The following is a 12,567-nucleotide window of genomic DNA, read 5'->3' on the forward strand; positions in this document are numbered from 1 at the left end:
CCCATTTGCTTATGATTTCCTTGTTATCAATGTTGGCATCATTCTTGCGAGAGTATATAGATAAGTTCTTATAATAAAGGGGGCATTATTAATGAATTTGATGGGAATGGATGTAAAACATAAAGAATACCTAGGTGGACGCAGGCATTATAATGATATCGAATTGTGGAAGGATGTAACGGAAGAGCAGTGGAATGATTGGATCTGGCAATTGACCAATACGATTAAATCACTGGATGATCTGAAAAAGGTCGTCAACCTGACACCGGAAGAAGAGGAAGGAGTCCGGATATCGACTCAAACGATTCCGTTGAACATTACGCCTTATTATGCTTCTTTGATGAATCCCGATGACCCTCGCTGTCCGATTCGATTACAATCTGTACCGCTTTCGGCAGAAATGAACAAGACTAGATATGATTTGGAGGATCCGCTGCATGAGGATGAGGATTCCCCTGTTCCAGGATTGACGCATCGTTATCCGGATCGCGTTCTATTCCTTGTAACGAACCAATGCTCCATGTACTGCAGATATTGTACACGACGCCGTTTTTCAGGTCAGGTTGGCATGGGTGTTCCCAAGAAACAGCTTGACGGGGCGATTGAATATATCCGGAACACTCCGGAAGTGAGGGACGTCCTGATCTCCGGCGGTGACGGCCTGTTGATCAATGATAAGATCCTTGAATACGTATTGAGTAACCTGCGCGCCATCCCGCATGTGGAAATCATCCGGATCGGCACACGTGCACCGGTCGTTTTCCCGCAGAGGATTACAGAGAATTTATGTAATATTCTGAAAAAATACCATCCGGTTTGGTTGAATACGCATTTCAATCATTCACTTGAACTGACGGATGAAGCGAAAAAAGCATGTGATATGCTCTCGATGGCAGGGGTGCCGCTTGGTAATCAGGCAGTCATCCTCGCTGGTATCAACGATAGTGTCCATATCATGAAAAAGCTTATGCATGACTGTGTTAAAGCAAGGGTAAGACCTTATTACATTTATCAATGTGATCTATCTGAAGGGATTGGCCATTTCCGGGCGCCGGTTTCAAAAGGTCTGGAAATCATTGAAGCGCTGCGCGGGCATACATCAGGATATGCAGTGCCAACCTTTGTGGTGGATGCTCCTGGCGGCGGCGGAAAGATTGCCTTGACCCCGAATTACCTTCTTTCGCAAAGTCCGGATAAAGTCGTTTTACGGAACTTTGAAGGAGTAATCACTAGCTATCCGGAGCCGAAGAACTATGTTGCCGGCAGTGCGGATGCTTACTTTGATGAAGTGTATGGTACTGCGGATAGGAAAGAAGCCGTGGGGATTTCCGCGCTTATGACGGATGAGAAATTCAACTTGGTGCCAGAGGGCCTTCGTCGTCTTGACAAGAGAAAAGCGTATGAAAGCACTGATGAACATGCTTCCTTGAAGGATCGCCGTGATAAACGGGATGAAATGAAGGAAAAATTAAGGTTGGCCCAAGAAAAAAAGTTGGCCGCTAGCGGCTCGGTGAAATCTGATGGCAAGGAGGAATGAAGATGGACTGCTTATGGTGCAATACCCCAAACGTAGAAGAAAGTGAAAAGAAGGATTGTTACTGGATCATGCCTGACGGGAAACGCTCAATAAAAGTCCTTCAAGTTCCGGCCATAAACTGTCCTGAATGCGGAATCTATGTGTCTGATTCAATGAATCAAAAAGTGGATGAAGCCTTATCCATATATGATGTGAGTGAATATCCTGATGAGTTTACGTATGAACAGCTTCTTCAGGCACCTGTCAAAAGATTATTCAATTGGAAATAGAATGCCGGGAGAAGCGGATGATATGCATCTCTTCTCCCGAATTCTTTAAATAAGGGGGGTACATAATGCCTGTTCAAAAGCTGCCTTTTTTCACCCAAATGGAGACCGGGGATTGTTATACGATGGAAATCTATCATGATCATGCCAATCAGCGCTTACGCATGGATGATTATCGGGGAAATATCAACAAAGCGATCGATCGGGCCCTTGCCATCGCAAAGGAGCAGGGCTTTACTAAAGTGATACTTAAAGCCAGGAATGAAGATTTATCCGCTGCATTGAGTCAGGGATTCATGCTGGAAGGAATATTGAGCAAGTATTTCAAAGGGAATGATGCCTATTGCATGGCCTTCTATTTAACGGATGAAAGGCGAACAAGCGACTTTTGGGTCAAGGAAGATAGAGTCATCCAAGATGTCAGTCAGATTCCTAGACTGATTGAATCTCAGCAAATACCTAAGGATTATATCCTCCGGTCTGCTACGGTTGAAGATGCAAAAGAGCTGGCGAATTTATATGGTGCCATCTTTGAAACCTATCCTACACCGATGAATGATGAGCGATATATCAAGAAAGTGATGGAGGAAGGTACGATCTTTAGTGTTATCGAATATGAAGGAACCATCGTAAGTGCTGCATCCGCGGAAGTGAATGAGATGTATCACAATGCTGAATTAACGGACTGTGCAACAATTCCTCAGCATCGGAAGCATGGTTTCATGAAGGTGCTCATCTCCGCCTTGGAACAAGAATTGTTCAGGAAAAACATTTATTGCTCTTATTCATTAGCGCGTTCATTGTCAATGGGCATGAACGCCGTCTTTCATCAGCTGGGATATGAATATGGCGGAAGATTAACGAAGAATTGCAATATTTGGGATAAGTATGAGGACATGAATATTTGGGGTAAAGATTTATCCCTCAAGTAGGAGGATTGTTTTTATGGCTAAATACACATGGGTTGATAAAGAAACCTGTATTGCGTGCGGGGCATGCGGTTCAACAGGTCCTGAGATTTATGACTATGACGATCAAGGGATCGCTTTCGTCATCTTGGACGATAATCAAGGGATTGCCGAGGTTCCTGAAACCTTGCATGATGACATGCAAGATGCTATGGAAGGCTGCCCTACAGAATCCATCCTGATTCAGGATGAGCCTTTCAGTCTAATAAGAACGTAATAGATTAATAGATAATGGGTACGAACGTTAAAAGGAGAGATGACATGACACGCAATTATTTGATTAAGCCTACTTTAGATCATGACTATCCCACTATCTCTCATGGGAATGGAATTTATCTTTATGATATAGATGGAAATCAGTATATAGATGGATCATCAGGAGCGGTCACAGCAAGTATTGGCCATGGCGTATTGGATGTTGTCGAGGCAATGACGGAGCAGGCCCGCAAAGTTTCTTTTGCATATAGGTCTCATTTTACGAGTGAAGCCGCAGAGGCATTGGCCAAAAAGCTAAGTGAGTTGGCTCCAGGGGATTTGAATTGGTCATTTTTCGTGAATAGTGGATCGGAAGCGACCGAAACGGCGATGAAGATCGCGATTCAACATTGGCAAGAAAAAGGGTTTGAGCGAAAAAACCGCATCGTCTCCAGGTGGACGAGTTATCACGGGATCACGATGGGCGCTTTATCGATGTCCGGCCATGTACCAAGAAGAAAGCGTTTTGTGCCGCTATTGGAGGATTTCCCTAGCATTTCGGCTCCATACTGTTATCGCTGTCCTTATAATAATGAAACTTCCGGATGCAAGCTTCAGTGTGCAAATGAACTGGAGACAGCCATTCAAAGGGTCGGATCCGAGAATATCGCCGCCTTCATCGCAGAACCCATAATCGGAGCATCCGCTGGTGCTGTAACACCGCCAGATGGCTACTATCAAAGGATTAAGGAAATCTGCGAAAACTATGACATTCTTTTTATTGCCGATGAGGTAATGACGGGAATCGGACGGACAGGAAAAATGTTCGCGATGGAACACTGGGGAGTCACTCCGGATATCATCGCATTGGGTAAAGGAATGAGCGCAGGCTATACTCCAATGGCAGCCACAATGGTTACTGACCGTGTCATGGAGCCCATTTTAAAAGGATCGAAATCAATCATGGCTGGACACACATATAGTGCAAACCCTCTATCTGCTGCCGTTTCATTGGAAGTGCTTTCCTACATTGAGGGAAATGACCTGGTTCAGGCAGCGGAAAAGAAAGGTCAATATCTGTTTAAGAAGCTGCAAGGCTTGGCTGAGAAATTCGACATCATTGGTGATGTAAGAGGGAAAGGGCTGCTCCTTGGGCTTGAGTTTGTCTCCGATCGGATTTCAAAAACTCCATTCGACTTGCAAATCGGCCTGACTACAAGGCTTGTCAATAAGGCTTTTGCGAAGGGGTTGTTAATCTATCCTGCTGCAGGTGCGATTGAAGGAATCGCTGGCGATGCGGTTATTTTATCTCCGCCATTAATCATTACGAATGAAGAAATCGATCGCCTAGTCAAGATACTGGAAGCTTCCCTCGATGAGTTGCAGCAAGAATTGCACGCGGAAGGTTTAATTGAAGACATGCAGGCTATTTAGGAGGAACGGTATGAAGCAGGTCATTACGAAGAAAAACAAAATTGTGACCATGGAAGAAGCGCTGGAGCATATTTCCGATGGATGCACACTCATGTATGGCGGATTTGGCGGAGTCGGGACTCCTCCGACGCTTGTACAGGGTATCCTTGACAAGGGCGTTAAGGAATTGACCTTGATTGGCAATGATACTGGATTCCCTGATATCGGCATTGGCCGGCTTGTGACCGCTGAAAGGGCAAAAAAAGTGATCGCCTCGCATATCGGATCCAATCCTAATGCCGGCAAGCTCATGACTGAAGGAAAGCTGCAAGTCGAATTTTCACCGCAGGGTACATTATCCGAACGGATTCGTGCCGGCGGTGTAGGCTTAGGCGGGATTTTTGTCGATGTCGGGATTGGTACGATAGCCGAAGAAGGCAAGGACAAGATTGTAATAGAAGGAAAAGAATATTTGGTGGAAACCGCTTTGACGGCTGAGGTCAGCATCGTCCATGCCAAAAAGGCCGATTCACTTGGGAATTTAGTGTACGACAAGACAGCATGTAATTTCAATCCGCTGGTAGCGATGGCAGGGGCCTTCACGATTGCGGAAGTGGAGGAAATCGTTCCTGCAGGCGAATTGGATCCGGAATGTATTGCCACACCAGGCATTTATGTAGATATGGTGATTCCGACAAAAGGGGTGAATTGGAAATGGGCATGGCAGTAGATGTACGAAATCGCATCGCGAAACGCGCCGCCAAGGAAATCCATGACGGATTGATCGTCAATTTAGGCATCGGCATCCCTACCTTGGTGGCAGAACATATTCCTCAAAATATCCATGTGCTGTTCCATGCGGAAAATGGAGTTCTCGGTACGGGTCCAAGTCCTGATCCCGGAAAAGAAGATCCTGCCCTCTGTAATGCGGGAGGTTTCCCGATCACCACTGTATTGGGAGCTTCTTACTTTGACAGTGCAACGGCATTTGGAATGATCAGGAAAGGATACATCGACATCACCATCCTTGGGGCCCTGGAAGTCAGTGAAAAAGGGGATTTGGCGAATTGGATCGTCCCAGGAAAGCGGGTGCCGGGTATGGGCGGGGCAATGGAGCTTGCCCAGAAAGCCAAAAAGGTGATCGTCCTGATGAATCACGTGAATAAGCAGGGTGAATCTAAGATCTTGAAGACATGTACGCTTCCATTGACGGCAAGAAAGAGTGTGGATTTAATCATTACGGATATGGCTGTCATGGAAGTAACAGAAGAGGGATTGGTGCTTAAGGAAGTCATGGCGCCATATACCGTGGATGATGTGATAAGGAATACAGAGGCGACATTGAAAATCCATGCTGTCGTCAACACCATTGAATAGGTAAGAGGAGGAAAAAAGCTTGAATGAGGTTGTCATCGTTGCAGGGGCGCGAACTGCAGTTGGATCCTTTGGAAAATCACTCAGGAATGTTAAAGCTACCGAATTGGGCCGTCAAGTATTGGAAGGTTTAATGGAGAATTCCGGTTTGGGTAAAGAAAAAGTCAATGAAGTGATTTTCGGACACGGCTATGTCCACGGAGGCGGACTTAACTCGGCACGAATTTCGTCGCAGCTGGCATGTTTCCCACACAGTGTCCCAGGACACGTTGTAATCAAAGCATGTGGATCAGGTTTAAAGGCCATTACCAACGCCGCTTTAACTATCGCTGCTGGTCAAGAAGACGTCATTATTGCCGGCGGAGTGGAGAGCATGAGCAATGTGCCTTATATCGTGAAAAATAGATGGGGCGGTAAATTTGGAAACGTAACGATGGAGGATGCTCTGCTGGCAGATGGATTAATATGTTCCTTGGAAAATGATCATATGGGAATCACTGCCGAGCGCTTGGCTGAAAAATATGGTATCCGTCGTGAAGAACAGGATCAATTTGCTTATCAAAGCCACAAGAAGGCTTGGAAAGCTATAGAAGAGGGTCGCTTTAATAGAGAAATTATTTCGCTTAAAATCAAGGATCGAAAAGGACTTCAAATCTTCAACCATGACGAAGGGGTACGCGAGGACATTCATCTGGATCAACTAGCCAATCTTCAGGCAGTATTCAAAAATGAAGGAACCATTACGGCAGGAAATGCCTGCCCTATGAATGATGGGGCTGCAGCTGTACTTTTAATGTCCAAGCAGCAAGCAGAAGAAAAGGGATTAAAACCGCTCCTGAAAATAAAGGCTTTTGCCAGTGCAGGAGTTGAACCTGGAGTTATGGGGATTGGACCAGTACCCGCTACTCGAAAGGCATTGGAAAAAGCAGGTCTATCTTTAGGGGATATCGGACTGATTGAACTTAATGAAGCCTTTGCTGCCCAAGCACTTGCAGTGATCAAGGAGTTAGATTTGAATCCGGATATTGTCAATGTCAATGGGGGGGCAATTGCACTTGGTCACCCTGTAGGAGCAACAGGTGCAAAATTGACAGTCACACTGATGCATGAAATGTTGCGTTCACAAGTTAAGTACGGAATGGTAACGTTGTGTATGGCAGGCGGAATGGGACTTTCAGTAATCTATGAGAATATGTGTAATTAAGGAGGATAAACGTGCCGGATATACAAAAACGGATAAACCAATGGATCAAGGATCATCGGGAAGAAGGAACGAATCTATTGCAAAAAATGGTACAAGCCCCGAGTACACAAGGAAATGAAGCGGGGGCACAGGCCATCGTCGCCCAAAAGCTGAAGGAAATGGGTTTGCAGATCGATAGTTGGGAACCAGACGGCAGCGAGCTGAAAAAGCATTCTTATTTCTATTCACCGCGCAGTGAATTTTCCAACAGCCCCAATGTGGTGGGTATCATGAAAGGGACTGGAGGCGGACGTTCCATCATTTTGAACGGACACATCGATGTGGTTCCGGACGGAGACCGAGATCAGTGGGACGACGACCCATATAGCGGAGCGATTAAGAATGGAAGGATGTTTGGACGCGGCGTAACCGATATGAAGGGTGGAAATGTTTCGCTGATCCTGGCGATGCAGGCTTTGAAGGAAAATGGCATCCAATTAAAAGGAGATGTCATTTTTCAAAGTGTGATTGAAGAAGAAAGCGGCGGTGCCGGAACATTAGCGGCTGTCCTGAGAGGATATAAAGCCGATGCCGCCCTGATCCCTGAACCGACGAATATGAGGATCTTCCCGAAACAGCAGGGTTCGATGTGGTTCCGAATCCATGTTAAAGGCCGGTCGGCCCATGGCGGAACAAGGTATGAAGGCGTTAGTGCGATTGACAAAAGCATGACCGTCATCAATCATATTCGTGCATTGGAAGAAAAGCGAAATGCACGTATCAGTGATCCGCTTTATCAGAACACGCCCATTCCGATTCCAATCAATCTAGGTGTCATTGAAGGCGGTAATTGGCCGTCATCCGTTCCCGACCTTGTGAAAGTCGAAGGAAGGATGGGTGTTGCGCCGGAGGAAACGATGGAGCAGGCGAAAGACGAAATGGCGGCCTGGTTATTGCAGCTCGGGGAAGCGGACCAATGGTTCAAGGAAAACCCGCCCGTATTGGAATGGTTCGGGGCACGCTGGGTTCCAGGGTCAATTGATGTAGAGCATGAACTGATGAATGCACTTGTCCATCAATATCGGCAGGTTGCCGGACAGGACCCGGTCATTGAAGCCTCCCCTTGGGGAACGGACGGGGGATTGCTGACACATGTCGGTGAAACGCCAGCAATCGTTTTCGGACCAGGAGTAACCGAGGTTGCCCACTATCCAAATGAATACATCCTGCTCGACAACGTGTTCTCCACAGCCGAAATCATTGCGCTCACTCTAATTCAATGGTGTGGAATGGAGACTGAGCAGGATGGGGTCACCCAATCCGGGAAGAGGGAAACTATACCAGGAAATGGCAATTGAACTGGATGGCATCCCAGCAAGTGAAGCGAACGATTAAGTCTTTCACAAAGCGGTTGTTAAAAAACTCTTTTATTCTTGAACTTTTAACTTTAAAAGAAAATGAGGTAGGAACCTTATGGACATGAATCTCATTGATAATGAAGAACCGACAGTTAAAAGGAATCCCATTCATAATCAAGAACCGACAGTTAAAAGGCAACTGAAAGCAAGACATATGACCATGATTGCCATTGGCGGTTCAATAGGAACCGGATTATTCCTGGCGAGCGGGGCAACCATCCAGAGCGCAGGGCCCGGCGGTGCCCTCGCTGCCTATGCCTGCATTGGGATCATGGTTTATTTCCTGATGACGAGCTTAGGGGAAATGGCGACATATATGCCCGTGTCGGGATCCTTTTCCACCTATGCCACACGCTTTGTTGATCCCGCATTCGGCTTTGCACTTGGCTGGAATTATTGGTTTAACTGGGCAGTCACGCTTGCCGTGGAAATAGCTGCAGCAGCCATCATCATGAAATTCTGGCTCCCTGATGTACCCAGCCTGATATGGAGTGCCTTATTTCTTGGGATCGTCTTCACCCTCAATGCCCTATCCATTAAAAGCTATGGTGAATCTGAATATTGGTTTGCACTAATAAAAGTCATTGCCATCATTTGCTTCATCATTATTGGTTTATTGACCATATTGGGGATTTTTGGCGGAAAGGTGATCGGATTTGAAAACTTCACCATGGATGAGGCACCATTCAAGGGAGGATTTTTATCGATCATCTCAATCTTTCTAATCGCGGGATTTTCTTTTCAAGGAACTGAACTTGTTGGTATTGCTGCCGGGGAAAGTGAAGAACCCGAAAAAAATGTTCCGAACGCAATCCGCCAAGTATTTTGGCGCATCCTCTTATTTTACATCGGGGCCATCCTGATACTCGGCCTCTTAATACCTTATACAAGTCCAAGTTTGTTGAACGGAGATGTCGAAAACATTTCTGTAAGCCCTTTCACGCTTGTCTTTGAACGGGCAGGACTGGCATTCGCGGCATCCGTCATGAATGCGGTCGTGTTAACCTCCTTACTATCCGCAGGGAACTCGGGGCTATATGCATCAACGCGGATGTTATGGTCGATGGCAAAAGATAAACAAGCTCCCAAATTCCTGGCTAAAGTCAACCGCAGGGGAATCCCGATGAATGCTTTGATCATGACATCCATAATTGGGGGATTCGCCTTCTTGACCTCCATTTTCGGGGACCATGTATTTACATGGTTATTGAATGCATCCGGGCTGACTGGCTTCATCGCCTGGATTGGAATCGCCATAAGCCATTATCGCTTTAGACGAGCCTATGTTGCACAGGGTGGTGACCTAAACGAACTGAAATATAAAGCAAAATGGTTTCCATTCGGTCCGATTCTTTCATTCACCCTGTGCATACTCGTCATAGCAGGACAGAACTATGGAGCATTCCTAAGCGGCAGCATCGACTGGTATGGCGTCGCCGTCTCCTATATCGGATTACCGATATTCCTGGCAGTCTGGCTAGGATACAAGATTTATCACAAGACCAAATTAATAGCATTAAAAGATTGTCAATTCGATAAATCAGATGTGGCTTGATACCAATGGAAAAAACCTGAGCTCCCCTTTGGGACTCAGGTTTTCTTATGAAGATTTGCATCGAAATCCAATTATATCTGCGAAAATCGAAATATATCTGCGAAAATAGGAATATATCAGCGAAAATAGGAATATATCAGCGAAAAACGGAATATATCTGCGAAAATCGAAATATCTGCGAAAAACGGAATATATCTGCGAAAATCGAATTATATCTCAGAAAAACGGAATATATCTGCGAAAATCGAATTATATCTCAGAAAAACGGAATATATCTGCGAAAATCCAGTTATATCTCCGAAAGAGACAATTATCTCATTAAAGTTCGCATTGTTTCTTCCATTCCTTCTTTGTATGGAGTTTTAGGGATGGGGCCGATGCGTTTTTCATATTTTTCTCCATCCAGGATGAATCCCTCTTTCGTTATATACATGATTTCCACTACTTCTTTCATGAAAGGGTTGAACAAACCCAGTATCTTAATGATGTTTTTGGTAAGGGGAAGGACCATCTTTTTCTGTCCCGTTACCTGACGGGCAATTTGGATGATTTCGTTTCCGGAAATCAGACCAGGTCCAGGGATGTTTCAATTTTCACCATAGGATTCGTCTTTTTCTGCTATTTCCACAATCATTTTTGCGGCATCCGGTAAGTAGACATATTCTCTTGGTGTTATTAAATCCCCGATAAAGACGGTCGTTTTATTTGCAGCAAGGCCATTCAAGGTTGGCTGAAGGTAGGAGTTCTGTGAGGTAGCGCCATAATAATCAGGCAGCCTGACAATCAATGCTTTGGCATTTTTCCATTTTTGGCTGAATATGAGCTTCTCGAATTCAAACCTGATTTGCCCTTTTTTTGTATGCGGCTGTTTTGGATGGTTTTCATCTCCTTTCGCAACTTGGTGTCCATAGATATATATCCCATCCACAATGACAATCTTCTTACCTAAAATATCGGCTGTCTTCATGACACTTTCCCCAAGTGAAAGGAGTTTTGATGCCATCTCTTGATAGGGAACGTTGGCACATTGGAAAATGACTTCCGCATCCTCTGCAGCCTCTACAATTGTTTGGTAATCAAAGATGTCACCGATTCTGTATGATAAGTGTTGCGAATGATCATGCTCTTTCATTAAATGCTCTAGCTTACTTCTTGAACGCCCGAAAGCGATGACTTCTGTGCCCCTTGATAATAATTCTGACACAATGACTTGACCTGATCCGCCGGTTGCTCCTAACACAATAGCTTTCTTCATAGATTACATCCCCTTTTAATTTATTGATCAATCACTAAATAAACATTCAAAATAAGGAACCGATGAAAATCGGTTCTTACCTGCCCCCGCCATCCATAAGCTCGGGCATATTGATGAAGTGGGAAATATTGCAGAGTATCCCCCTCGCCAGGAAGGTGATCACTTGGTCCTCGGCATTCGGAATTCCGGCAGATTGAAATTTTTCAAGTGTGTGATGTCTAATGCTTGCTAACCCTTTCTGGGTGGAACTTCTTATTGCGTCTTCCGTCACTGAAAGTCCTATGACCTGCAGCGCAATTTCATTGGGATTGGACTCAGTCAATTCTTCATATACCTTGATCATATGGTTAACAAGGTCTTCGGGCCCTGCTTCAATTTCAAAAGCTTGAAGGATCCTTTCGTATGCCCGGTCCAGAGCCGCAACGAATAACTCCTCTTTAGTTTTAAAGAATTTAAACACATAAGGCTGGGAGATGCCGGCTTTTTCTGCAATTAAGGCAGTCGTTGTATTGTAATAGCCTTTATCTGCAAAAACCTCCAAACCAGCTTCCAGAATGTCATCTTTTCGATTCTCTTTTTTGGGTCTGGCCATCGGTATCCTCCATATTTTAATTAATTAGTGATTAATCAATCACTAATTAATAACATAATATCGCAACATGGTAATTTTTGCAATAAGGTATTTAAATCATTTTTTTAAAGCTGAATAATTGGGTAAGTGGTGCAGTATTATTCTATGTACGATTATACTGTGGATGAAAGGAAACTGATGATGAAAGAGGCGTTTCGCGGTACTGGAATTGGAGTCATTTTCATGGCGGTCTTCGGAACACTGTGGGCGGGCACCGGTGTAATGGGATTGCAGGGGTGGGGGTTTCCCTATGTGGAACTCGCAGCCATATTCGTGGGAATCATCATGGTTATCGTTGGCATTTCATTAATACATGCATCACAAAAAATGTCCAATCAAGTTTCAGATGATGGGGCAAGACGTCTTAAGCGTATCGGATTTTTGTTTAATATGGTCTTCATTGCCGAGGGTTTGCTGATTGGGATTGCCATTGCCATCTGTAACTTGATCAATCAGACCGATCTTATACCGGGAGTCATCGCCATTATTGTAGGGATTCATTTTTTACCATTGGCGTCACTTTTCCAAATCAAGGTTTATTATGCAACAGGTGTGCTTCTCTGTTTATTGGCGCTTATTACATGGCTGATTGTGCCAGACATCGTCATGGTTGGGAAGCATCAAATCCTTGCACCGTTATCATTGCTCGGCTTTGGATGCGCGCTAATACTCTGGACCACTGGACTTACGCTATGGCTTGGAATAAAGAATTCAAGCCGAAGAACCGATGAAGAATGAATCAATGAAAAAACCCGTCATGGTGAACGGGTTT

The 12,567-nt window shown here is 44.9% G+C and carries 12 protein-coding genes and 1 pseudogene; 11 read left to right on the forward strand and 2 right to left on the reverse strand.

Annotated features, from left to right (window positions below):
- The first annotated feature begins 106 nt into the window (after positions 1–106).
- The 10 genes from kamA to A6755_RS07320 all read left to right on the forward strand — a co-directional run bounded on the left by kamA (position 107) and on the right by A6755_RS07320 (position 9,909).
- Entirely contained in the window at positions 107–1,537 is a 1,431-nt protein-coding gene (kamA, locus tag A6755_RS07275; protein WP_052137407.1) for a lysine 2,3-aminomutase, read from the forward strand.
- Positions 1,538–1,539: 2 nt separating this feature from the next.
- On the forward strand, positions 1,540–1,806 hold the full coding sequence (locus tag A6755_RS07280) for a YokU family protein (protein WP_034309704.1): 267 nt from the start codon (positions 1,540–1,542) through the stop codon (positions 1,804–1,806).
- A gap of 65 nt (positions 1,807–1,871) precedes the next feature.
- The gene (gene ablB, locus A6755_RS07285) at positions 1,872–2,735 is read left to right on the forward strand and encodes a putative beta-lysine N-acetyltransferase (protein WP_082201183.1); all 864 of its coding nucleotides are present in this window, start codon (positions 1,872–1,874) and stop codon (positions 2,733–2,735) included.
- Between the two features lie 13 nt (positions 2,736–2,748).
- Complete coding sequence (locus A6755_RS07290) at positions 2,749–2,988, forward strand: ferredoxin (protein ID WP_063590270.1); 240 nt, start codon at positions 2,749–2,751, stop codon at positions 2,986–2,988.
- Positions 2,989–3,032: 44 nt separating this feature from the next.
- A complete protein-coding gene (locus A6755_RS07295) occupies positions 3,033–4,400 on the forward strand; it encodes an aspartate aminotransferase family protein (RefSeq protein WP_063590271.1) in 1,368 nt (455 codons plus the stop codon).
- Positions 4,401–4,410: 10 nt separating this feature from the next.
- Entirely contained in the window at positions 4,411–5,109 is a 699-nt protein-coding gene (locus tag A6755_RS07300) for a CoA transferase subunit A (protein WP_063590272.1), read from the forward strand.
- Positions 5,094–5,756 (forward strand): 3-oxoacid CoA-transferase subunit B, encoded by a 663-nt coding sequence (locus tag A6755_RS07305; RefSeq protein ID WP_063590273.1) that lies wholly within the window; start codon positions 5,094–5,096, stop codon positions 5,754–5,756. Before A6755_RS07300 ends, A6755_RS07305 begins: the two co-directional genes overlap by 16 nt.
- Positions 5,757–5,775: 19 nt before the next feature.
- Complete coding sequence (locus A6755_RS07310) at positions 5,776–6,957, forward strand: thiolase family protein (RefSeq protein WP_063590274.1); 1,182 nt, start codon at positions 5,776–5,778, stop codon at positions 6,955–6,957.
- Between the two features lie 11 nt (positions 6,958–6,968).
- Complete coding sequence (locus A6755_RS07315) at positions 6,969–8,294, forward strand: peptidase (protein WP_063590275.1); 1,326 nt, start codon at positions 6,969–6,971, stop codon at positions 8,292–8,294.
- A gap of 115 nt (positions 8,295–8,409) precedes the next feature.
- Positions 8,410–9,909, forward strand: coding sequence for an amino acid permease (locus A6755_RS07320; protein ID WP_084737521.1), 1,500 nt, complete (start codon positions 8,410–8,412; stop codon positions 9,907–9,909).
- 310 nt (positions 9,910–10,219) lie between these two features.
- On the opposite strand, the pseudogene A6755_RS07325 reads toward A6755_RS07320, so the two are convergent.
- Both A6755_RS07325 and A6755_RS07330 read right to left on the reverse strand, forming a co-directional pair.
- Positions 10,220–11,164, reverse strand: a pseudogene (locus A6755_RS07325) (SDR family NAD(P)-dependent oxidoreductase).
- A gap of 76 nt (positions 11,165–11,240) precedes the next feature.
- The gene (locus A6755_RS07330) at positions 11,241–11,756 is read right to left on the reverse strand and encodes a TetR/AcrR family transcriptional regulator (protein ID WP_063590276.1); all 516 of its coding nucleotides are present in this window, start codon (positions 11,754–11,756) and stop codon (positions 11,241–11,243) included.
- 144 nt (positions 11,757–11,900) lie between these two features.
- Here A6755_RS07330 and A6755_RS07335 point away from each other — a divergent pair, with 144 nt between their 5' ends.
- Positions 11,901–12,533, forward strand: coding sequence for a DUF7010 family protein (locus A6755_RS07335; RefSeq protein ID WP_244889647.1), 633 nt, complete (start codon positions 11,901–11,903; stop codon positions 12,531–12,533).
- Positions 12,534–12,567: the final 34 nt, after the last annotated feature.

The sequence above is a fragment of the Peribacillus frigoritolerans genome, assembly GCF_001636405.1.
In the GTDB taxonomy this organism is placed as follows: domain Bacteria; phylum Bacillota; class Bacilli; order Bacillales; family DSM-1321; genus Peribacillus; species Peribacillus frigoritolerans.